The 19,855-nt window shown below is 60.1% G+C and carries 22 protein-coding genes and 1 pseudogene; 10 read left to right on the forward strand and 13 right to left on the reverse strand.

The genetic code is table 11. From position 1 onward, the window contains the following. Window positions 1–12: 12 nt before the first annotated feature. Both ACTHND_RS01990 and ACTHND_RS01995 read left to right on the forward strand, forming a co-directional pair. A complete protein-coding gene (locus ACTHND_RS01990; protein ID WP_440175604.1) occupies window positions 13–723 on the forward strand; it encodes a YoaK family protein in 711 nt (236 codons plus the stop codon). 370 nt (window positions 724–1,093) lie between these two features. Beyond that, a pseudogene (locus ACTHND_RS01995) lies at window positions 1,094–2,629 on the forward strand (chloride channel protein); the annotation flags it as partial. Window positions 2,630–2,799: 170 nt separating this feature from the next. On the opposite strand, the gene ACTHND_RS02000 reads toward ACTHND_RS01995, so the two are convergent. The 5 genes from ACTHND_RS02000 to ACTHND_RS02020 all read right to left on the reverse strand — a co-directional run bounded on the left by ACTHND_RS02000 (window position 2,800) and on the right by ACTHND_RS02020 (window position 6,067). Continuing rightward, window positions 2,800–3,438 (reverse strand): SOS response-associated peptidase, encoded by a 639-nt coding sequence (locus ACTHND_RS02000; RefSeq protein WP_440175605.1) that lies wholly within the window; start codon window positions 3,436–3,438, stop codon window positions 2,800–2,802. 89 nt (window positions 3,439–3,527) lie between these two features. Next, on the reverse strand, window positions 3,528–3,713 hold the full coding sequence (locus ACTHND_RS02005) for a hypothetical protein (RefSeq protein WP_440175606.1): 186 nt from the start codon (window positions 3,711–3,713) through the stop codon (window positions 3,528–3,530). Between the two features lie 152 nt (window positions 3,714–3,865). Continuing rightward, entirely contained in the window at window positions 3,866–4,624 is a 759-nt protein-coding gene (locus ACTHND_RS02010) for a helix-turn-helix transcriptional regulator (protein WP_440175608.1), read from the reverse strand. A 72-nt stretch (window positions 4,625–4,696) separates the two neighbouring features. Further along, window positions 4,697–5,428 carry a helix-turn-helix transcriptional regulator gene (locus ACTHND_RS02015; RefSeq protein WP_440175609.1) on the reverse strand — a complete coding sequence of 244 codons (732 nt, stop codon included), beginning with the start codon at window positions 5,426–5,428 and terminating at the stop codon, window positions 4,697–4,699. A 57-nt stretch (window positions 5,429–5,485) separates the two neighbouring features. Then, window positions 5,486–6,067, reverse strand: coding sequence for a uracil-DNA glycosylase family protein (locus tag ACTHND_RS02020; protein WP_440175610.1), 582 nt, complete (start codon window positions 6,065–6,067; stop codon window positions 5,486–5,488). A 40-nt stretch (window positions 6,068–6,107) separates the two neighbouring features. Here ACTHND_RS02020 and ACTHND_RS02025 point away from each other — a divergent pair, with 40 nt between their 5' ends. Continuing rightward, window positions 6,108–6,287: a hypothetical protein gene (locus ACTHND_RS02025; protein ID WP_440175612.1), complete on the forward strand. Its 180-nt coding sequence runs from the start codon at window positions 6,108–6,110 to the stop codon at window positions 6,285–6,287. A gap of 2 nt (window positions 6,288–6,289) precedes the next feature. Here the strand turns inward: ACTHND_RS02025 and ACTHND_RS02030 are convergent, their stop codons facing one another. Beyond that, window positions 6,290–7,414, reverse strand: a complete 1,125-nt coding sequence (locus ACTHND_RS02030) for a heavy metal-binding domain-containing protein (RefSeq protein WP_440175613.1) — start codon at window positions 7,412–7,414, stop codon at window positions 6,290–6,292. Between the two features lie 173 nt (window positions 7,415–7,587). On the opposite strand from ACTHND_RS02030, the gene ACTHND_RS02035 reads away from it, so the two are divergent. Beyond that, entirely contained in the window at window positions 7,588–7,752 is a 165-nt protein-coding gene (locus tag ACTHND_RS02035) for a hypothetical protein (RefSeq protein ID WP_440175615.1), read from the forward strand. On the opposite strand, the gene ACTHND_RS02040 is transcribed toward ACTHND_RS02035, so the two are convergent. Then, a complete protein-coding gene (locus ACTHND_RS02040; RefSeq protein ID WP_440175616.1) occupies window positions 7,749–8,159 on the reverse strand; it encodes a CBS domain-containing protein in 411 nt (136 codons plus the stop codon). The genes ACTHND_RS02035 and ACTHND_RS02040 overlap by 4 nt on opposite strands. Before the next feature lie 37 nt (window positions 8,160–8,196). Continuing rightward, window positions 8,197–9,201: a hypothetical protein gene (locus ACTHND_RS02045; RefSeq protein WP_440175617.1), complete on the reverse strand. Its 1,005-nt coding sequence runs from the start codon at window positions 9,199–9,201 to the stop codon at window positions 8,197–8,199. A gap of 218 nt (window positions 9,202–9,419) precedes the next feature. Between ACTHND_RS02045 and ACTHND_RS02050 the strand changes: the two genes are divergently transcribed. Continuing rightward, window positions 9,420–10,766, forward strand: a complete 1,347-nt coding sequence (locus ACTHND_RS02050; protein ID WP_440175618.1) for a glycoside hydrolase family 27 protein — start codon at window positions 9,420–9,422, stop codon at window positions 10,764–10,766. Here the strand turns inward: ACTHND_RS02050 and ACTHND_RS02055 are convergent. Beyond that, complete coding sequence (locus ACTHND_RS02055) at window positions 10,763–11,080, reverse strand: hypothetical protein (RefSeq protein WP_440175619.1); 318 nt, start codon at window positions 11,078–11,080, stop codon at window positions 10,763–10,765. The genes ACTHND_RS02050 and ACTHND_RS02055 overlap by 4 nt on opposite strands. A 151-nt stretch (window positions 11,081–11,231) precedes the next feature. Between ACTHND_RS02055 and ACTHND_RS02060 the strand changes: the two genes are divergently transcribed. Next, the gene (locus ACTHND_RS02060; protein ID WP_440175620.1) at window positions 11,232–11,510 is read left to right on the forward strand and encodes a hypothetical protein; all 279 of its coding nucleotides are present in this window, start codon (window positions 11,232–11,234) and stop codon (window positions 11,508–11,510) included. 42 nt (window positions 11,511–11,552) lie between these two features. Here ACTHND_RS02060 and ACTHND_RS02065 read toward each other — a convergent pair whose 3' ends face one another. After that, window positions 11,553–12,518: an NAD-dependent epimerase/dehydratase family protein gene (locus tag ACTHND_RS02065; protein WP_440175621.1), complete on the reverse strand. Its 966-nt coding sequence runs from the start codon at window positions 12,516–12,518 to the stop codon at window positions 11,553–11,555. After that, complete coding sequence (kbl, locus tag ACTHND_RS02070) at window positions 12,515–13,732, reverse strand: glycine C-acetyltransferase (protein WP_440175622.1); 1,218 nt, start codon at window positions 13,730–13,732, stop codon at window positions 12,515–12,517. The genes ACTHND_RS02065 and kbl overlap by 4 nt, the downstream gene beginning before the upstream one ends. Before the next feature lie 99 nt (window positions 13,733–13,831). Here kbl and ACTHND_RS02075 point away from each other — a divergent pair, with 99 nt between their 5' ends. Continuing rightward, a complete protein-coding gene (locus ACTHND_RS02075; protein ID WP_440175623.1) occupies window positions 13,832–14,428 on the forward strand; it encodes a helix-turn-helix domain-containing protein in 597 nt (198 codons plus the stop codon). A 9-nt stretch (window positions 14,429–14,437) separates the two neighbouring features. Here ACTHND_RS02075 and ACTHND_RS02080 read toward each other — a convergent pair whose 3' ends face one another. Both ACTHND_RS02080 and alr read right to left on the reverse strand, forming a co-directional pair. Further along, on the reverse strand, window positions 14,438–15,685 hold the full coding sequence (locus ACTHND_RS02080; protein WP_440175624.1) for a D-amino acid dehydrogenase: 1,248 nt from the start codon (window positions 15,683–15,685) through the stop codon (window positions 14,438–14,440). A 2-nt stretch (window positions 15,686–15,687) separates the two neighbouring features. Next, window positions 15,688–16,818: an alanine racemase gene (alr, locus tag ACTHND_RS02085; RefSeq protein WP_440175625.1), complete on the reverse strand. Its 1,131-nt coding sequence runs from the start codon at window positions 16,816–16,818 to the stop codon at window positions 15,688–15,690. Window positions 16,819–17,677: 859 nt separating this feature from the next. Here alr and ACTHND_RS02090 point away from each other — a divergent pair. Genes ACTHND_RS02090 through ACTHND_RS02100 form a run of 3 tightly spaced genes read left to right on the forward strand, consistent with a single transcriptional unit; the run spans window position 17,678 to window position 19,733 of the window. Then, complete coding sequence (locus tag ACTHND_RS02090; RefSeq protein ID WP_090644598.1) at window positions 17,678–18,568, forward strand: MotA/TolQ/ExbB proton channel family protein; 891 nt, start codon at window positions 17,678–17,680, stop codon at window positions 18,566–18,568. 5 nt (window positions 18,569–18,573) lie between these two features. Beyond that, window positions 18,574–19,008 carry a biopolymer transporter ExbD gene (locus ACTHND_RS02095; RefSeq protein WP_090644594.1) on the forward strand — a complete coding sequence of 145 codons (435 nt, stop codon included), beginning with the start codon at window positions 18,574–18,576 and terminating at the stop codon, window positions 19,006–19,008. A gap of 14 nt (window positions 19,009–19,022) precedes the next feature. After that, on the forward strand, window positions 19,023–19,733 hold the full coding sequence (locus ACTHND_RS02100; protein WP_440175626.1) for a TonB family protein: 711 nt from the start codon (window positions 19,023–19,025) through the stop codon (window positions 19,731–19,733). The last annotated feature ends 122 nt before the right edge of the window (window positions 19,734–19,855 follow it).

The raw sequence follows: 19,855 nt of genomic DNA on the forward strand, positions 1-19,855 counted from the left end.
ATAAAAGAGGGCATGAATAGCGATCACACCCTTCTCGGCAAAAGACCTGAACGCACCCTGCCGGTGGCGGCCCTGCTGATCGCGGCGGCGGGGATGCTCGATGCCTTCACCTATGCCGGTTATGGCGGCGTCTTCGCCAATGCCATGACAGGCAATATCGTGCTGATGGTCGTTCGGATGGCCGAGGGGGAGGGGCGTCTGGTCCTGCCGTTCGCGGCCCCGATCGCCGCCTATATCTGCGGTGTCGCCGTAGCGCAGGTGCTGAAGGAAAAGCCGCTGTGCACGCTTCTGCCATCGCAGGCACGCTTCTCGCTCGGCCTTGAGATTGCCTTTCTGGTGGTTGTCGCCTTCCTGCCGAAAAGCGTGCCAGATATGCTGGTGGTCACCGGCATTGCCTTCGTGGCGGCGCTTCAGGCGTCGGCCTTCTACCGCCTGGGCGAATTTGCCTACACATCCGTGACCACCAGCGCCAATCTGCGCCATTTCGCCAGCGCCACCATTGCCTGGCTGATCTATGGTGAAGGGCGGGAGAGGCGTCGGGAGTCGCTGTTCTTCCTGTGCCTCTGCGTCTGTTTTATCGGCGGTGCGCTGCTGGGCGCGGTGGCGACCCTGACGTGGGGGCACGCGGCCGTCTGGCTGCCGGTCGGTCTGCTCAGCGTGGCCTTTGCGCTATGCCTGCCGTGGACGCAGGATATCCGCGAGATGCTGGGCGAAGACAAATAGCGGCAGGATATTGATCTTAAAGCGCATCCCAAAAAGTGTGACGCACTTTTTGGGTTAAGATGCGCGTTAAAACAAAAGCTTGGATCGCCGATCTAATTCATTCAGATCGGTGCTCCAGGCACGAATTGTCTTCACAAGGTCATGTGTCCGGCATAGGGTGAAGCGGTATGCGTCGTGAGCCAGCATGTCCTTATCCAATCCGCACCTGAGTGATTACATCCTGGGAAAGGTCGTCAAGCGGCCGGTCCTGCGCGGCGTGGCCCTGGTCAAGCGTCATCTTCAGGGCTCAGAAGTGTGGTTCATCGTGCTGGCCGGCGGCATCGGCCTGCTCGCCGGTGTCATGGCGGCCTTGCTGGGGCACTTTGCCCATATGCTGCAATCCATTCTGTATGGCTTTTCACCCGACCTGCGGCTGAGCGCCCTGCCGAATATAGAGCCCTGGCACCTGGTGGCCCTGCCGCTCGGCGGCGCGGCCCTGGGGCTTGTGCGCTTCATCTTTCCACGCCGCACCCGTCAGCCGATCGACGTGGTCGAGGCCAATGCGCTTTACGGTGGCCGCATTCCCCTGCGCGACAGCCTGATCGTGTCGTTCCAGACCTTCCTGTCCAATGGCTTCGGCGCCTCGGTCGGGCTGGAAGCGGCCTATGCCCAGTTGGGCGGCGGCATCGCGTCAAAAATCGGCCAGTGGCTCGATCTCAAGCGGGTCTCCCTGCGCACCCTGGTGGGGGCGGGAGCCGGATCGGCCATCGGCGCGGCCTTTGGTGCGCCTTTGGCCGGCGCGTTTTACGCCTTTGAACTGGTCCTCGGCGGCTATACCGTAGCGGCGCTGGCGCCGGTGGCGGCGGCCTCGCTGATGGCGGTTCTGGCGGCGCAACTGATGAATATCGAGCCGTTCGTCATTGCTTCGACCGTCGGGCAAACCATCGAGATCAGCGGCTATCTGCTCTATGCCGTTCTGGGGGCATTGTGCGCGGGTGTCGGCATCGCCATTATCCGGCTGGTGGCCAGTGTCGAGGCCGTGGTGCGCAAACTGCCGATCGGCGATATCTGGCGGCCGATGATTGGTGGGCTGTTCCTTATCCCGGTGGCCTGGGCCGCGCCGCAGGCCCTGAGTTCCGGACACGGCGCCATGCACCTTTATATGGCGCAGCAGGCCGTGGTGGTGACCTTGCTGGCGGTTTTCGCCCTGAAACTGTGCGCCTCGGTTATTTCCCTGGCCTTCGGCTTTCGCGGGGGTCTGTTTTTTGCCTCGCTGTTTCTGGGGTCGCTGCTTGGCGCTGCCTTCGCCCAGATTGTCAACCAGATCTATCCGGCGGCGGACCTCGATATCCTCAACGCGTCGCTTGTCGGCATGGCGGCCCTGGCCGTTGCTGTGGTTGGCGGGCCGATGACCATGTCGCTGATGGTGCTGGAGGTGACGCACGACTTCAACCTGACGGCGGCGGTGGTGACCGCGGCTCTGTGTTCCAGCGCCATTATCCGTGAACGCTTCGGCTATTCCTTTTCAACCTGGCGTCTGCACCTGCGCGGCGAGACGGTGCGTAATGCCCGTGATATCGGCTGGGTCAAAGCCCTGACCGCGCAAAGCCTGATGCGCAAGAACCATACGACCCTGCCGGACAGCCTGAGCGTGGCGGCCATGCGTGAACAGGTGCCGCTGGGTTCGACCTCCCGCGTGCTGCTTGTTGACGACAAAGGGGATTATCGCGGCATCGTACTGACGGCCGAGGCGTGGATCGAGAATCAGGAAACGCTGACCCCCTTGCGTGAACTGGCCCGCCAGACCGAGGTCTATGTCCGGCCTGACATGGATATTTCGGCGATCATGCGCGTCTTCGAGCATTTCGGCGTCGATGACCTGGCGGTGGTGGATGAGGATCACAAGCTCCTGGGGTTGCTGACGGAGAAGTACGTCAACCGCCGCTATGTGGAGGAACTGGAACGTTCCCAGCGCGAGTTCTTTGGCGAGATGTACAAAATATGTGATCCACAGATAAGCCAGATACGCACAGATAAAGTATCATGCGCCTTGTCTTCATCTGTGCTTATCTGGCTTATCTGTGGATCACTCTTCCATCAAAACAATTCACCATTGATATCAATCGGGGCAGGTGTCTCCGAGGTCAGTTTGAGCGGCGGCGCGCTTTCAATCAGATCGACCGGTCTGCGACGAAGCCAGTTATCCCATTGGTCCGGGGCGAGGATAACCGGTTCGCGGTTATGGATGGGCGCCATATCGTGGCCGGCATCGCGCGTCAGCAGGCTGAAGCTCCATATCTCGCCTTCCGCCAGGTTTGCGCAGTCCCAAAGGGCGGCAAAGGCCAGGGGCTGATTATCGGCGCGGCTGATTCGCCATCTGCGGCGGGCGTTTCTTTCGCCCGACCATTCATAGAAACAATCGGCCGGCACCACGGCACGGCGGTATTTCCACGCGCCCTGGAAGACACGCTTTTCCTTTACCGTATCCAGCCGGGCATTGAAGGTGGTGGCTTTCCAGTCCTTCAACACGCCGGAATACCAGTGCGGTATCAGGCCAAAACGCGCCGGAATGATTTCCAGCCGGCCGCTTTCCGGATTTTCGATTACGATCGGCGCGCCACCGGTCGGCACAACCTTTGACGGCTGGCCGAATTCCATCTGGTCCGGCGCGTCGGGCAGGTGAAGGGTATTTTTCAGGAAATTCAGATAAAGGGCGGCCTCAAATTGTCCGCACATAGGTTGCCTCCCGTATGTGCGGACAATTCTGGCCCCCCGCGCCCCCCGGTGCAAGCTCCAATCGGAGCGGTGCCTCCTGAATGGCAGGCTTAATTCATATATGCCTTTGGCGGCAGGAAGTGCCGGCGCATCCGGCCATTCAGTTCGGCGTGCTTGGAATCGCAATAGCGTGTGATGAAACGCTCGAAAACATAATCCAGGCCATCAACCAGTTCATGATCGCCTGTTTGCAGCGCCAGGCTTTTCAGTTCATCCAGCCGCTCAAGAACCTCCATACATGTTTCGTCATATGTCAGTGGTTCTGGAAAAGACTTTTTCCCCGACTCAACCCTGCTGGACATGTCCGCCTCTGAAACGCTACGCATCGAGATGAGACAATCACAGTCCATTATTTCGCGCCATCACGAGAATTCGTGATCCGGCGGGGTCAGGGATGAACAATGCCCTCGGCGATGGCCTTGACCACAGCCGTCACACGGCTGTGGGCGCCCAGCTTGGCGAAGACGTGGCGCATATGGGTATCGACCGTATTGCGGCTGATGCCCAGGATAATGGCGATTTCGGCGTCGGTCTTGCCCGAGGCCACCCAACTGAGGATCTCGGCTTCCTTGGGTGTAACCCCTGTGGCGGGGCGATCTGAGGAAACAGCACGGGCGTTCAGCCGTTTGTAGCTGAGATAAAACTGCGCTGTCAGCGCGCCGATCAGATCCAGATTAGCCTGAGTAGGCGCATGAGTGGCATCGTGTTTTTCCGCCGAAGCCAGGCCCAGGCTGGCCATTAATCCGTTGCGCCCCCATACAGGGGTCGATACCCCATGATGCAGCCCGCCTTCGCGCGCGACATTATAAAGACGCGTCTGGGCCGGCTTGTACTGAGAGCGCTTTTCATGTGTTTCCCAGTCCAGGCTGCTGGTCCGGACCTTGAGCGCCTGCATCACCGGATCATATGAATCGCAGTTGTTTTCCTTATAGTAATCGCGCAGCTCTTCAGGGAAATTGTGCAGGACGCCGCGGCCATGCACGCGCAGCGGCAGGTCCGGGTCATCGATCACCCACAGGCTGATGCGATCATAACCATGTTGCGCCACGGCTTTTTTCAGCAGGCGAAACAGGTCCGCATCCGCCGCGACCTGACGGGTGTCGGTGACGAAATCCTCGAACTGATAGCGCTGTTCAGAATCAAACATGGAGCCAAATCTCATCAAGCGGCTCTGTATTAACATGGTGCTGAGAAACGGGCGCGCAAATTCGCAACGGCGCTACGGACAGATATGCCCCTGTGTCAATCCGGTCACCACGGCGGAGACCCGGTTGGTGGCGTCGAGCTTGCGGAAGATACTGCGCAGGTGCGTATCGACCGTGTTGCGGCTGATGCCCAGAATGACGGCTATGTCTTCATCCGTTTTCCCGGCGGCGATCCAGGTCAGAACTTCCGTCTCCCTGGGAGACAGGTTTACGGTCGGCGTCGGGCGGGCATAAAGCCTTCGGTAAGACAGGTAAAACTGGGTGCACAGGGCATTGATCAGGTCGAGATGGACGTAGGCGCCATCATGAGCCGTGGTCGCGGCCAGGCCGACACCCCCAATGGCTTTCAGCGCCCGCATCGGCACGGCTATGCCATTATTGAGGCCGGCATCGACGGCTTCGTTCATGAAGCGGGTCTGGGCCGGGGTGTAGCTGGAGGTGGCCTCCAGGTTTTCCCAGGTGAAGCCGGACGTATGCGTAAGAGCGGCGTGGAGCACCGGATCGAGACGGGCATAGTCCTTTTCCAGGTAGGTCTTTTGCCAGTCGTCCGGATAGGTATTGAAAATGTTCGGTCCCTGATGCGCTTTTGGTAAAAGCGGGTCGTGCCCTATGGAGAAAACCATCTGATCGTAACCATATTGGCTGACACTGCGTTGCAGATACGCGAACAGGGCTTCACCCGTCTGGGCGGCCTGGGTATCCCTGACAAAATCTTCGAACAGGTAACGCTGTGTACGGTCAAACATGGATGCGGTCTTTATTTCGCCCTTATTACCACAAAGCGTGAACCGAGGTCGCGTAAATTATGCCAGCGCTGTCACGATGGCGGACCGCAGGTAAGGCACGATTTCCGTCTCGAACCAAGGATTGCGTCTTAGCCATATCTGGTTGCGTGGGGAGGGATGGACGAGCGGCAGGTAGCCGTCATCGATATAGTTCCGCCAGGCGCGGACGCTTTCCCCCAGAGTGGCTTTGCGGCGAGAGCCGAGATAATAGTTTTGCGCGTATGCACCAATCAGAAGGGTCAGTTTAATATCGGGCAGGGCGGCGCGCACGCGCTCATGCCACAGCGGCGCGCATTCCGGGCGAGGGGGATTGTCGCCGCCTTTACCTCGGCCGGGATAACAGAAACCCATCGGCATGATGGCGATTTTTGACGGATCGTAGAACTGTTCCGGCGTCACACCCATCCAGTCGCGCAGACGGGCGCCGGAAGCATCGTTGAACGGGATGCCGGTCAGATGCACCTTGAGCCCCGGCGCCTGTCCGACGATCAGGATTTTTGCACGCGGATCGGCGGCCTGTACCACCGGCCTCGGCCCCAGCGGCAGGTGCGCTGCACAGGTCGTGCAGGCGGCAATTTCTGCGAGCAGAATGTGATTCATTATGCTATGGTAGTATGACAATCAAAGGGGGGGGGGTATTATGAAGAAACAGAACGGCTGCCTGACGGCGTTCCTGATCGCATTCGGCATAATCATCGTTGTCGCCCTGGTCCATCTGGGCGTCGCTTATTATTTCATGTCCAAACGATTCGAACTCAAGGAAGTCAAGGCCGACGAACCAGCCGCGATGGCGGATGCGTCGACCTCGGTTTCCGAGTAGGTTCACGCCCCCTGGCTATCCGCCGGGCGCATCAATGACATGCCCATATCCGAATCCATCCAGGTGTCCTTGTCGTGGACGATGGCCTGGGCCGGCATCATCTGCGTGGCGGTCGCCATGCCGGATGCCTTGCGCACGGCCGTGCCGATGGCCATGAACTCGATCAGGCCCTGGCCGATCTCGATGATGTAGGTTTTTACCCCCACAACCTCCTCGGCCCCGATGGAATCAGCCTCGGCTTTCAGGCGATCGAGCGCGTGTTCGCGGGCGTCATGCACCAGCGAGGTCAGTTCGCTGATCTCCCCCTTGGCGAAGGATTTGAGTGCTGAGAAGATGCCGCCGACCAGGCCCAGCGAATAGATCGAGGTCGACATCAGCAGCTTCATCGGCGCGTAGCCGAGGCTCGCCATCGACCACAGTTCCTCGCCGGTCAGGTCGGAAGTGACGACATGGCCGCTGTCGAGGCCGGGATGATGCGCTGCCGTGCCGGTCATGACCATTTCATGCGTGCCCATCCACGGCAGGATGGTGGTGCGGATGCCAAGCACCGCATTGGCGCCGTCCGCCTTGGCTGCGGCGGTGATGCGATCGAGCGCCTTGTGGCGGGTCTTGTTAAAGACGTCGGAATATTCCGAGATTTCGCCGCGGCCCAGTTGCTTGAGCGCGCCGATGAAGCCGCCGCCTATGCCCATGGAGTAGGCGATATTGCCGAAGACGTGCTGTATAGGTCGATAACCGGCATCCATATGGCACCAGAGTTCCTGCGCATTGCCGGCGGTGGTGAAGAATTCGCCGCCGCCGGTCTTTGAGAAGATGCAAGAGCCGACAAACAGGAATTCGGTATTGCCGGAAAAGGCGCGCAGGTCGCCGGAAACGCCGGCCACGCCGGAAGCGCCATGGTTTTGCGCCTCCTTGGCCATACGGGCGAAGGCGTGCATCCGGCCGTCCTGAATGGCCTGGGTGACCTGCGGGATTTCACCGCCCAGGATATTGTTCAGCCCGGCACCGAGGGAACCCAGGAAGCCCATGGAATTGACGCTGTTGCCCACCACAAGCTCGCCGGCAGAATAGCCCTTGAGCGCCATGCAGTAGATTTCATTGCCCGACAGGCCGGTAACCTTTGCCATAACCGCGTTCCCTTGCTTTGCATCTGGAAGGGCGAGGGTGGCGGCTTTTTACGCGAAAAGTCAACGCTCGCCGGCGCTTTTCGGCTTATCTCGGATTTATATTCGGGACTGATGTCCACAACTGCAACATTACACAGAAAAGATCAGGCTCCCCGAATTTACAGGAGGCGAATATGCAAATCTATAACGACCATCATAATGTTCGCGCGAACACTGTTCACGCCGAAATGGACGCCGTCGCCTGGATAGGCCTTGGGCTGTCTTTACTCGGGCTGGCCGCGTTCGGCGCCTATACGGTCTTTTTCCTGGCTGGCTTCATAAGTGACCTGATGGCCTAGATTTGGGCCACCTGAAGCTCGATCTCGCCGGCCAGTCTTTGCTCATCGGCGCGGGCGATATCGCCCAGCGTGATGACGCCGACCAGGCGCTTGCTGTCGTTCAGCACCGCCAAGCGCCGAATCTGTTCGCGCTTCATCACATCGGCGGCTTCGCGCAGGTCATCATCTTCGAAGCAGTAGACAATGGTTTCCGACATGACATCGCTCAGATGTGTATCCGGTCCCATGCCTGCCGCCACGGCGCGAATGACGATATCGCGGTCGGTCACCGCGCCTTTCAGCTTGACGCCGTCGCCGACCGGCAGGTAGCCGAAATCGCCATCGCGCATCATTTCCGCCGCCTGCCGCAGGGTGGTCTGCGGACTGGCGATATGAAACTCTGTACTCATGATATCCTTGACGTGCATCTTTTCCTCCTGTGGTTGACGGACGAAATCCGTCGGTTCAGCTACGCCGGCCACGGCCGGTATGAGTTGGGTTGCGTTCCCATTCTCGGGCCCATTCACGAGACGGGTTTCGGTCCTCGAAATCGCGCTCCGACGTGGCGCTGTAGCCGCGTGGCTGGCGCGGATCGCTGCGGTCGTCCTCGTGTCCGTAATCGCGTTCATCTGGACGTGAGGCGCGATAGCCGTAATCATCGTCACGGAAGCGCGAATTACCGTAGGAACCGCGGTCACGGTCGTATTCGCTGCCGTTGCGCTGTTCGTTGCGCCAGTCATCATTCGGGCGCCACTCATGCGCACCGCTGCGATAGGCGGTTTCACGCCACTGCCGGTCACGCCAGTTGTTATGGAAGCGGCGATCGTCGGGATGGCGGCGTTCATCGTCCCGATTGTCGACACGGACATTGGCCTGCCAGCCATTCTGCCGGTCGTTCAGGTCATCCCGATCGCGTTCGGCGCGGTTGCCGTCATAATGGCCCCGGTCATCTTCACGCCAGCGTCGGTCATCTGGTCGGGCGCTGGAAGAGCCGCGTTCATGACTGAGATAGCGGCGGTCCACTTCGTTCATTGGATCGCCATAACCATCGTCCGGGCGGCGGTTGGCGCCATGCCCCATCTGGACATAGCGACTGCCGGACGAGCGATTGCCGCCGGAGCGGCTGAAGGACTGGTAGGCGCGGCTGTCGTCGTTATAGTGCGAATAGTCGGAATGTGTGTAATTACGGTCGGCGGCGGTTTCGCCGCGCCAGTTCTCCCGGCCGCTGTCCTTGTCTTCCCAGCCTTTTTCGCGTTTCTGCGCGCGGGCCGAAGATTGCGAGCGCTCGATATCCTGCGTATCCGCCGCATGAAAATGCCTGTGTTCGTCACGATCCCGACTTTCCTGGTGGGTGGCGCGATTTCGCTCATTGTCGATATCGTTGTCGCGCTGAATGCGTGCCGCCGCGCCTTTTTTTACCTTGCTGGCGCCCTTGTCCTGGGATGTCTGGGAAGATCCGGTCGTGGCCATGGGTATCTCCTGCGCATTTGAGAAAATTGCGGACCAGAAAGGTCAACGCTTTGATTTTTTATCACTTTTAAATGACACCTCACCATACTCTACGCGCCTGCCCGTAAGGTTATTATGCCGATACCCCGGAGGCTGTATAAAATGTCCATAAAGCATCTGAGGGGGTGGATTTTTACAATCAGGCTGTTATTACTCAGACAATAAACGGGAGCGAGACCATGAAACTGACCACCAGCCGCCGCAGCCTGATGTCGGGCCTGATCACAGGCGCGGGCGCCTTGCCTTTTTTGGCGTCTGCCACGGCGTCCCAAGCCGCGCCGGGGGCGGCACTGGCGCCACGGCCGCCGATGGGCTGGAATAGCTGGAACAGCTTTGCCACTACCATCAACGAGGCCCAGGCGCTGGAAACAGCGCATATCATGGCCGAAAAGCTGAAACCGCACGGCTACACGGTCTTCACCATCGATATCCAATGGTATGAACCGGGCGCCACCAGCTACACCTATGCCGAAAAGCCGGTCCCGACGATGGATGGTTATGGCCGGCTTTTGCCGGCGCCGAACCGTTTTCCCTCGGCGGCGGATGGCCGGGGCTTCAAGCCTGTTGCCGACCAGGTCCACGCCCTGGGACTGCAATTCGGCATTCATCTGATGCGGGGTATCCCACGTCTGGCGGTCGAGCAGAACCTGCCGGTTTTCGGCACGAAATTCCATGCGCAGGATATTGCCAATACGGACAGCATCTGCCCCTGGAACCCGGACATGTACGGCGTCGATATGACGAAGCCGGGCGCGCAAGCCTATTATGACAGTGTGTTCGCGCTCTATGCCTCCTGGGGCGTCGATTTCGTCAAGATGGACGATATGAGCCGGCCTTATGATGCGCACGCGCCGGAAATCGAAGCGGCGCATGCCGCGATTGTCAAGACCGGCCGGCCGATCGTCTTAAGCCTGTCGCCGGGCGAAACGCCGGTGCCGCGCGCCGCCCATGTGCGGAAATACGCCCAGATGTGGCGGATCAGCGATGACTTCTGGGACGAATGGCCGCTGCTTGAGGCGCAGTTTACCCGGCTGGAAAACTGGAACGAGCACCGCACGATCGGTGGCTGGCCGGATGCCGACATGCTGCCGCTCGGGCGGCTGGCGCTCGGCAACCGTGACACCAAATTCACCCCGGCGGAGCAGAAAACCCTGATGACCCTGTGGTCGATCGCGCGTTCGCCGCTGATCATGGGCGGCGATCTGCGATACCTCGATCAGCCGACACTCGATCTTCTGACCAACGATGAAGTGCTTGCGGTCAACCAGTCGAGCCATGATAACCAGCCGCATTTCCTGGCCGATGGCCGGCGTGTCTGGACGGCGCAAGCTGAAAATGGCGACCATTACCTGGCGCTGTTCAATACCACATCCGCTGAGGCCGAACTGAGCTTCGATCTGGGCATATTGGGACGCAAAAGCGCGAAGGTGCGCGATCTGTGGGCACGTACCGATCTGGATAATGTCAGCGGGTTTTTCACGGCCCAGGTGCCCTCCCACGGAGCGGGACTGTACCGCCTCAGCTAAAGCCGGCAGCCACGCGTACCGATATGCAGGGTTTCCGCGAATTCGGCGGGCCCCAGAGGGGCGGCGAGGGCGGCGGCCATGAAGCGGGTATGAATATCGGGAAAGGACAGGACGCCCTGCTCGAAGCTGATCAGGTTGGCACGGACGAAAATTCCCAGTTCGAATACGTCGATATCCTCACGGCGCAGCATCCGCAGGGCGATCAGTTCGATGATATCGAGCGGGATATCGTCAGGATGGTCCTCCAGCCGGAAAGCGACAAGAAGAGCGGCCATCTGGGCCCTGGTAATCTGGGTTTCATCTGCGGTGATCATGCGCTGGCTCCTTGCCGCAAGCGTCGCAGACAGCGCATCAGGGCGCCATATGTTTTGCCGGTGCAGAATGTGAATGCCGTATGATCCGGGGCGGTATTTTTAACCTGGCCTTTAATCTTATCTGCACATCGTGTGTCAGGGAGACAGCCCGATGCATGACCGCCTGACACGACTTGAAGACATCACGGAAGCCCTGGCGGCTTCGCGGCTGGCGGTATCCGGCGGCGTGACGCCGGATGAGCTGGCCATGGATGCCGCCCTGGCCGACCTTTTGTTCGAGAAAAAGGCGGCGCTGGAGGTCCAGAAGGACGCCTGCTCCGACAAGTCATTCGACTCGCGGACCTATAACGACCTGCTGATGGCGGTGGCTGAAACCGTAGCCGGTATACGCGGTTTTGAGTTCAAGTACGACGTACGTTTGATGTCGTAAGACGCTGAAAATTTGATCTTATCTGCCTGTTTGCGAAGCGTTTTACCCGTTGGCGGCGCGCGCGGGTTTGCTGGCGGGCATTTGCTGCTTCATACCGGCCAGCATTTCGCTGACAAGGCGCGGCAGGTCGTATGCCGCGCGCCAGCCCCAGTCCTGCCGGGCCTGGCTGTCATCGAGTGAGTTCGGCCAGGCGGCGGCAATGGACTGGCGGTAATCGGGTGCGTAGTCGATGCGGAAGCCGGGGGATTGCCGGGTGATTTCGGCGGCGATTTCGGCCGGCGAGAAGCTGAGGCCGGCAATGTTGTAACTGCCGCGCTCCGTGATGGCCTCGGCTGGGGCCGCCATCAGTTCGATAGTGGCGCGCACGGCGTCGTCCATGTACATCATCGGCAGGGTTTCGCCAGCATCGAGGAAACAAGTGTAAGACTCGCCCGCTGCCGCCGCCCGGAAGATGTCGATGGCGTAATCGGTGGTGCCGCCGCCGGGCGGGGTCTTGTAAGAAATCAGGCCGGGATAACGCAGGCTGCGCACATCTACGCCGTGGGTCTGATGATACCAGCGACACCAGCCTTCGCCAGCCTGTTTGGAGATGCCGTAGACGGTCTCCGGCTCGACAATGGTCTTCTGCGGCGTATGGTCGGCCGGCGTGGTCGATCCGAAGACGGCAATGGAACTGGGCCAGAAGAGGCGTAAGTTAAATTCCTTCGCCAGTTCAAGTACATTGAGCAGACTGCTCATATTCAGGTTCCACGCCCAAAGGGGTTTCTTTTCTCCCGTGGCGGAAAGCGCGGCGGCGAGATGATAGACCTGGGTAATGGCGTTTTCGGTCACGACTCGGCGCAGGGCGTTCGCATCGGTGGCGTCAAGGATTTCATGCTTGAGAAGCCCCGCTTTCGCCGGCGCGATGTCGCTGGTGACGACCTGGGCCGCGCCATACTTTTCCGCCAGCGCCACGGCCAGTTCACTGCCGAGCTGGCCATTGGCGCCGATAATCAGGATTTTGGTCATCGGATCAGCCCCAGTTCACGGCCGGCGGTAGCGAAGGCGGCCAGCGCCTGGTCCAGTTCTTCATCGGTATGGGCGGCGCTGATCTGGACGCGGATGCGCGCCTTTTCCTTCGGGACAACCGGATAAAAAAAGCCGACGGCGTAGACGCCGAGTTCCAGCAGGCGTGCGGAGAGTTTCTGCGCCGTTTCGGCCTCGTGGGTCATGACCGGAATGATCGGATGCTCACCGGGCTTTAGTTCAAAACCCAGTTCGGTCATGCCTTTGCGGAAGCGGGCCGCATTCTGTTCCAGCCGGTCACGCAGGGTGGTGTCGTGCTCCAGCAGGTCGAGCACGGCGAGGGTGGCGCCGACGATCATGGGCGCGACCGTATTGGAGAAGAGGTAGGGGCGAGACCGCTGCCGCAGAAGTTCGACCACGTCCTTGCGGCTGGCCGTAAAGCCGCCCGACGCGCCGCCAAGCGCCTTGCCCAGCGTACCGGTGATGATGTCGACCTTGCCGAAGATACCGCGCAGTTCATGAGTGCCGCGACCGCGCGCGCCGATAAAGCCCGACGCATGGCTGTCATCGACGCCGAGCAGGGCGCCATAGCGATCGCAAAGGGCGCGAATCTCATCCAGCCGGGCAATGATGCCGTCCATGGAGAACACGCCATCGGTGAAGACCAGCTTGTGGCGGGCACCGGCGGCGTCCGCCTCTTGCAGGCAGCGCTTCAGGTCGGCCATGTCATTATTCTTGTATCGATAGCGCCGCGCCTTCGACAAACGAATGCCGTCAATGATTGATGCGTGGTTCAGTTCGTCGCTGATCACGGCATCGGCCTCAGTCAGCAGGGTCTCGAACAGGCCGCCATTGGCATCGAATGCCGAGCCGTAAAGTATGGTGTCTTCGGTGCCGAGGAAGCGGGCCAGCCTTTGTTCCAGTTCCTTGTGCCGGTCCTGGGTGCCGCAGATGAAGCGCACGGAACTCAGGCCGAAACCGCGCTCGTCCAGTGCTTTGTGAGCCGCGGCGATGACCGCCGGATGCGAGGACAGGCCGAGATAATTGTTGGCGCACATATTGATCAACTGTTGACCATCTGCCAGGCGCACCAGCGCGCCCTGGGGCGTGGCGATCACGCGTTCGGACTTGAACAGACCTTCCTGACGGGTGGTGGCGAGTGCGGCTTTTACATCTTCGTAAAAGGCGTCCGTGCGGTTCGGCGACTGGCTCGACATGAAAACCTCTTTGGGCTAGGGTGGCCGTTAAATCGAACAATGTGCAATATATCGATCTAAAATCCGCTATAGCGGATAAATTTAAAAAGAACAATACGAATGTCCAGTCCGGTTATCGCCAACCCCGCCATTGAAGGCCCGCCCGCCATAGGCGCCACATTGCAGGCCCTGCGCCAGGGGCAGAAATTGTCGCTTGACGAACTGTCAAAGCGGGCAGGGGTTTCCAAGTCGATGCTGTCCCAGATCGAGCGCAATACCACCAATCCGACCGTGGCCGTGCTGTGGCGGCTGTCCAATGCGCTGGGGGTCTCGATCACCGACTTTCTGGCCAGCGGTCGGCCCGAACGGACCGCGCCGCTCATTTCGGTAGTGGCGGCCCATGCCACGCCCTCGCTGATCAATCCGGACGGCCAGAGCGAACTGCGCATTCTGGGGCCGATCGAACTGGCTGGTAAGTTCGAATGGTATGAACTGATCATCCAGCCGGGCGGCTCACTGACCTCGGAGGCGCATGAGCCGGGCGCCAGGGAGCACCTCTCCGTATTGTCCGGTTCTGCTGTCGTGCGGGCCGGTGACGAAGAGAAGAAGCTGCGTCAGGGAGAAACGGCCCGTTATGCCGTGGACGTGCCGCACGCCATTTCAAATCCCGGCAAGTCGGCGGCGACCATGTTGCTGGTCGTGGCACATCCGGATTAATCTGGCGGATTAAGTGTAGCGGCTGATCGACAGGTCGCCGGTTTCAATCTCCGGCTTCACACCGCTGATCAGGTCGGCCAGCACGCGCGCCGAACCGCAGGACATGGTCCAGCCGAGCGTACCATGGCCGGTATTGAGCCAGAAATTGTCATAGCCCGTCCGGCCGATCACCGGCGTGCCGTCGGGCGTCATCGGGCGCAGGCCGCACCAGAATTTCGCCTGTGACTGGTCTCCGGCGCCGGCGAACAGATCCTCGACGGAGTGGGTGAGGGTGGCCTGGCGGGCCGGCGGCAGGTCCAGGTTGAAGCGGGCGATTTCGGCCATGCCGCCGATACGGATACGGTCGCCCAGGCGGGTGATGGCCACCTTGTAGGTCTCGTCCATGACGGTCGAAACCGGGGCGCGGGCTTCGTTGATGATCGGCACGGTGATCGAATAGCCCTTGACTGGATAGATCGGCAGGTCGAGGCCCAGTGGCTTTACCAGTTCCGGCGTATAGCTGCCCAGCGCGCCGATAAAGATATCGGCTATATATTCGCCCTGGTCGGTCTCCACGGCGGTGACATGACGCCCGTCATGGCGCAGGCCGCGAATATCGACATTATATATGAAGCGCACTCCGGCGGCCTCAGACAGGGCGGCGAGGGCGGTGGTGAACTTGTGGCAGTCGCCGGTTTCGTCATTGGGCAGTCGCAGCCCGCCGACGATTTTGCTGGCGTCGATACCGGGTTCGGCACGGGCACAGCCGGCCGCGTCAAGTATCTCGAACGGCACGCCGCCGGCCTTCAGCACCTCGACATCCTTGCCGATATTGTCGAGTTGTTTCTGACTGCGAAAGACCTCCAGCGTGCCTTGCGTGCGCTGGTCGTACTGGATGCCGGTTTCCGCCCGCAAATCGATCAGGCAATCGCGCGAATATTCGGCGACCCGCACCATGCGGTCCTTGTTGCGCGCATAGCGGGCCTTCGTGCAGTTGCGCAGCATGGAGAGCATCCAGCGCACCGTGGCGGGATCGATGGTCGGGCGCACGATCAGCGGCGCATGTTCCATGAAAAGCCACTTCAGAGCCTTTTGCGGGATGCCGGGGGCCGCCCAGGGCGAAGAATAGCCGGGCGAGACCTCGCCGGCATTGGCAAAGCTGGTTTCGAGCGCGGCGCCGGGCTGCCGGTCGAGCACCGTGACCTCATGTCCGGCTTTTGCCAGATACCAGGCGGTGGTGACGCCGATCACGCCGGCGCCGAGAATCACAATCTTCATGTCTAGCCCCGATATTCGCGGTAGAAGCGACGGCCTAAGGCCGTCAGAATTTCGTAGGAAATGGTGCCGGCATCGGCGGCAATGGCGTCGATCGACTGATGCGGGCCGATCAGTTCGACGAAATCCCCTTCGGTCAGTGCGCCTGGCGGCAGGTCGGTGATATCGACCATCAGACTGTCCATCGATACCCGCCCGACAATCGGCAGACGAGTATCACCATGCCAGGCCGCGCCGCGCGGGCTTAAGGATCGCGGCAGGCCGTCGGCATAACCGGCGCCGAGGGTCGCCAACCGCATGTCACGCGCAGCGGTATAGGTGCCGCCATAACCGATCCTAGTGCCGGCGGGCACGGTACGGGTCTGGATGACCGCGACATGCAAGCTGACCACAGCCTGCATCGGGTTGGGTCCGGCATCATTGGGCGCGCCGCCGTATAGCGCAATGCCTGGGCGCGTCAGGTGTTGCAGGAAGCCATCACCCAGAAACAGGCCGCCGGAATTGGCAAAGCTGACCGGCAGGCCGGGGAAAAGCGTGCTAATTTCATGCATATGGGCCAGTTGAGCGGCATTGGCGGCATTGGCGGCATTGTCCGGCGTATCGGCGCAGGCCAGATGGCTCATGATAAAGCGTATATCCAGTGCCGCCAGGGCTTCCGGTGCTGCGGCCAGGGCGCGGGCCTCTTCCTTTGATAGGCCCAGCCGCGCCATGCCGGTATCGAATTGTACCACGGCGGGCAGGCGCTCCCCGCGTGTTTTCGCCAGAGCGGTCCAACGTGCGATCTGGTGCGGCGAATTGAGCACCGGAATGATGTTCTGGTCGGCACAGGTCGTCTCGCAGCCTTCCGGCAGGCCATTGAGCACATAAAGTGCAGCATCGGCAGGCAGGCTTGTTTGCAAGGTGAAGGCTTCGCACGCCTGGGCGACGAAAAAATGACGGCAACCCTCGGCGTAAAGGGTTGCAGATACTTGTAAGACACCCAATCCGTAGGCATCGGCCTTGACCACGGCGCCCGTAACGGCCTGTCCGGCATGCGCTGACAAGTGGCGGTAGTTGGCGGCCAGGACGCCCAGGTCGATGGCGAGGTAGCCGCCTGCGCCTGCGGCGATGGCGCGTGTTTCAGGTGAGGTCTGCATTTGATCGGTCCGGGGGAGCGGTAAGCGACAGCTTAGGCCATAGGGTGGGGGATAGTCTGCCAGACTATCGGGGAAATTCCGAAAACGATGCGGCATTCTCGAAGATTTGTCGAAATCGGCGCAAAAATCTTGCATATTCGTCTGAGCGGTACAATGAAACCGGCCGCCTTCTGCGGGCCGATAATGCCGAATACCACTTTAACGCGCCGCCAAAGCTTCGAATGCGCACCTTTTTCCGGTGCGGACGGCTATGCAGGTGGGGCGAGGGGTGAAAAGGACGAGTCGACAATCCCTTATAACACCGTTTTTGGGAGCGCTAACATATCGCCCCCGTGTCCGGGGGTTGCAGCCGGCGGATAATTTTCGCCTTAAAGGCGTTTTTTGCGAACGGACACCCGCCGAGGCGAATTTTTTTTGACCATGCGGCAAATTTTTTTTGCGCCCTCTTTGCAACATTAACTATCGGACATGTTTGAACTTTTGCTTCATAGTTTGGTAAGCGCTGGGTTTTACAGGTCACGGTGGCGTGAAAAGTCTGTAACTGACACCTTGACGTTTAAGGCGTAGCCGGATCATTTAGGCCCAAACCGCTTGGGTCACGGGTGTAACAGCCTGTAACAAAGAGGTCGCCTTTTGAGCCGCTTTGGTTCATACTGGCAGAGTTTGTGCCCTGGCACAGCGTGATACGGACGTCAGATTTCGTACGGGCTATGTCGGGACACGGGGACTCGTTGGGGCCGAAGGCTTGCGCCTGAGGTCTTTTGCGCGTCTGTTGTTTTTAACATGGGGTAAACGCTTCCCCTTTAGTCCTTGGTCAACCCTTCGGTGGGTGAAGTCCATATTCAGGAATTGGCGAAAAATGCTCGAACACAAGAAATCTAATCCGCTCATTGCTCTGCTTGGCGCTGCCGCCCTGCTGATGAGCGCTCCCGCCATGGCCGCCACGGCCGCGGCCCCCACCTCGGCCGCCGCTTCGGTCGCCGCCCCGACGGACACTGCCGCTCCGGCCGCCGACGAAGCCACGACGGAAGACAGCTCGTCGACCGCCGCTGCGCCGCACGCCGCCAATGTCGATTTCGTCTCCATGTTCATGGGCGCGACGGTTGTCGTTAAGCTCGTCATGACCCTGCTGGCCATCTGCTCGGTGATCTCCTGGGTTCTGCTGATCATGAAGCTGATGGACTTCTCGTCGCTGAACCGCGTCACCACGAACTACCTCGAAGCCTATCGTGGCGCCCGTTCGATTGCCGACATCAACCGCATCTCGGTTTCGGACGAATTCGCCGGTAACCCGCTGGCCGACATGGCCGCCGTGGCCACCGAAGAAGTCCAGCTCTCGAAGCAAGCCGGTCTGTCGATCTCGGGTGAGCATCGCGACAGCGTCCTGCACCGCGCCCAGGCTTCGGTTGCCGCTGTTCAGGCCGGTCTGGCCAAGCGCCTGTCGGGTGGCCTGTCCTTCCTGGCTTCGGTCGGTTCGACCTCGCCCTTCATCGGTCTGTTCGGTACCGTTTACGGCATCATGAACTCCTTCATCTCGATCGCCCAATCGCACACGACCAACCTGGCCGTCGTTGCTCCGGGTATCGCTGAAGCCCTTATGGCTACCGGCCTCGGCCTGATCGCCGCTATCCCGGCCGTTGTCATGTACAACATCTTCAACACCTCCATCTCCAACTACGGCATCCGTTCGGAACAATTCGTCTCCGAACTGATCAATTCCCTGTCGCGTCAACTCGACAAAGGGGCGTAACTGATATGGGAGCCAAGCTATCAGGTGGTGGCGGCTCGAAGTTTCACGTCGAAGCCAACAGCGAAATCAACGTTACGCCGTTCGTCGACGTCATGCTGGTTCTGCTTATTATCTTCATGGTGGCGGCACCGCTCGCCACTGTGTCGGTAGAAGTGAAGCTGCCCCCGGCGATCGCCAAGCCGATCGCCAACCCGCCGAAGCCGGTCTACATCTCGCTGCAAAAAAGCGGCAATGTGTATGTCGGTAACGAACTATCGTCGCTCGATACCCTTGGGGATGATCTCAAGAAGGCAATCGGTGCACGTAACCCCGATGAAGAGCGTATTTTCATCCGTTGTGACAAAGGCACCCGCTACGCCGAGTTCATGAAGGTGATGAACAAGCTGCAGGACAATGGTTTCTACAGCGTCGCCCTTCAGGGTGAAGACGACGCAAAGTAAGAGGGTCTTAATTTATGGAAGAAACACCCCATAGGAAACGGGACCCGATTCTTGATCCGCCAGAGAAGAAGTCTTCGGCTTCTCTCTGGGTCGGTCTTGGCGTCGCCGCCGCGCTGCACTTAGGTGTCGCGTACTACTTCCTTCAGGCGAAGTTCGAGCTGAAGGCGGAAAAGTTTACGGATGAGAAGGTGAACGTCGACCTGGTCGCGCCTCCGCCTCCACCGCCTCCGCCGCCTCCGCCTCCGCCTCCGCCTAAGGCGCCGCCGCCTCCCGTGGTTCAGCCGCGTGAAGCGCCGCCTCAGCCGAACATCACGCCGCCGCCACCAATTCCCGTGCCGCCTGTTCCGCAGGAAAAGCGCGTGGAATACAAGGAGCCGCCGGCACAGATGAACACCGGTACGCCGCCGCCCGTGACCCCGCCAGGGCCTCACTATGTGGCCGGTAAGTGGAGCTATCCGAGCGGTGACGTCCTGGCCGATATGTATCCGGACAGGGCGCTCAACGACGAAGTTGAAGGCACGGTTACGATCGACTGCGCCATTAATGCGTCGGGCCGCGTCACCTCGTGTGACGTGATCAACGAAAGCCCGAAGGGTTACGGCTTTGCCGCAGCCACGGTCAAGGCGTTTATCCGCTATGCACGGGTTGACCCATCGTCGGTTGGTGGCCAGTTGCGTGACGGTGACCGTCGGAAGTTCACCTATAAGTGGACCCTGCCGGGCTGATCATAGCCAGACTTGAAAACCAGAAAACACCCCGGATTTTAGTCCGGGGTGTTTTTTTGTGCTTGGCGTGTCGAATTGAGGGTCTATTGACGCTTGCGTCAAATTTGAAATGGGAGTACCTT

Origin of the sequence: Asticcacaulis sp. (genome assembly GCF_051954415.1) — a bacterium.
Taxonomy (GTDB): domain Bacteria; phylum Pseudomonadota; class Alphaproteobacteria; order Caulobacterales; family Caulobacteraceae; genus Asticcacaulis.

Excerpts from the sequence above, each read along its gene's own strand:
- ACTHND_RS01990 (WP_440175604.1), top strand. The coding sequence starts at position 13 with ATGAATAGCGATCACACCCTTCTCGGCAAAAGACCTGAACGCACCCTG.
- ACTHND_RS02000 (WP_440175605.1), bottom strand. The coding sequence starts at position 3,438 with ATGTGCGGACAATTTGAGGCCGCCCTTTATCTGAATTTCCTGAAAAAT.
- ACTHND_RS02005 (WP_440175606.1), bottom strand. The coding sequence starts at position 3,713 with ATGGAGGTTCTTGAGCGGCTGGATGAACTGAAAAGCCTGGCGCTGCAA.
- ACTHND_RS02010 (WP_440175608.1), bottom strand. The coding sequence starts at position 4,624 with ATGTTTGATTCTGAACAGCGCTATCAGTTCGAGGATTTCGTCACCGAC.
- ACTHND_RS02015 (WP_440175609.1), bottom strand. The coding sequence starts at position 5,428 with ATGTTTGACCGTACACAGCGTTACCTGTTCGAAGATTTTGTCAGGGAT.
- ACTHND_RS02020 (WP_440175610.1), bottom strand. The coding sequence starts at position 6,067 with ATGAATCACATTCTGCTCGCAGAAATTGCCGCCTGCACGACCTGTGCA.
- ACTHND_RS02025 (WP_440175612.1), top strand. The coding sequence starts at position 6,108 with ATGAAGAAACAGAACGGCTGCCTGACGGCGTTCCTGATCGCATTCGGC.
- ACTHND_RS02030 (WP_440175613.1), bottom strand. The coding sequence starts at position 7,414 with ATGGCAAAGGTTACCGGCCTGTCGGGCAATGAAATCTACTGCATGGCG.
- ACTHND_RS02035 (WP_440175615.1), top strand. The coding sequence starts at position 7,588 with ATGCAAATCTATAACGACCATCATAATGTTCGCGCGAACACTGTTCAC.
- ACTHND_RS02040 (WP_440175616.1), bottom strand. The coding sequence starts at position 8,159 with ATGCACGTCAAGGATATCATGAGTACAGAGTTTCATATCGCCAGTCCG.
- ACTHND_RS02045 (WP_440175617.1), bottom strand. The coding sequence starts at position 9,201 with ATGGCCACGACCGGATCTTCCCAGACATCCCAGGACAAGGGCGCCAGC.
- ACTHND_RS02050 (WP_440175618.1), top strand. The coding sequence starts at position 9,420 with ATGAAACTGACCACCAGCCGCCGCAGCCTGATGTCGGGCCTGATCACA.
- ACTHND_RS02055 (WP_440175619.1), bottom strand. The coding sequence starts at position 11,080 with ATGATCACCGCAGATGAAACCCAGATTACCAGGGCCCAGATGGCCGCT.
- ACTHND_RS02060 (WP_440175620.1), top strand. The coding sequence starts at position 11,232 with ATGCATGACCGCCTGACACGACTTGAAGACATCACGGAAGCCCTGGCG.
- ACTHND_RS02065 (WP_440175621.1), bottom strand. The coding sequence starts at position 12,518 with ATGACCAAAATCCTGATTATCGGCGCCAATGGCCAGCTCGGCAGTGAA.
- kbl (WP_440175622.1), bottom strand. The coding sequence starts at position 13,732 with ATGTCGAGCCAGTCGCCGAACCGCACGGACGCCTTTTACGAAGATGTA.
- ACTHND_RS02075 (WP_440175623.1), top strand. The coding sequence starts at position 13,832 with ATGTCCAGTCCGGTTATCGCCAACCCCGCCATTGAAGGCCCGCCCGCC.
- ACTHND_RS02080 (WP_440175624.1), bottom strand. The coding sequence starts at position 15,685 with ATGAAGATTGTGATTCTCGGCGCCGGCGTGATCGGCGTCACCACCGCC.
- alr (WP_440175625.1), bottom strand. The coding sequence starts at position 16,818 with ATGCAGACCTCACCTGAAACACGCGCCATCGCCGCAGGCGCAGGCGGC.
- ACTHND_RS02090 (WP_090644598.1), top strand. The coding sequence starts at position 17,678 with ATGCTCGAACACAAGAAATCTAATCCGCTCATTGCTCTGCTTGGCGCT.
- ACTHND_RS02095 (WP_090644594.1), top strand. The coding sequence starts at position 18,574 with ATGGGAGCCAAGCTATCAGGTGGTGGCGGCTCGAAGTTTCACGTCGAA.
- ACTHND_RS02100 (WP_440175626.1), top strand. The coding sequence starts at position 19,023 with ATGGAAGAAACACCCCATAGGAAACGGGACCCGATTCTTGATCCGCCA.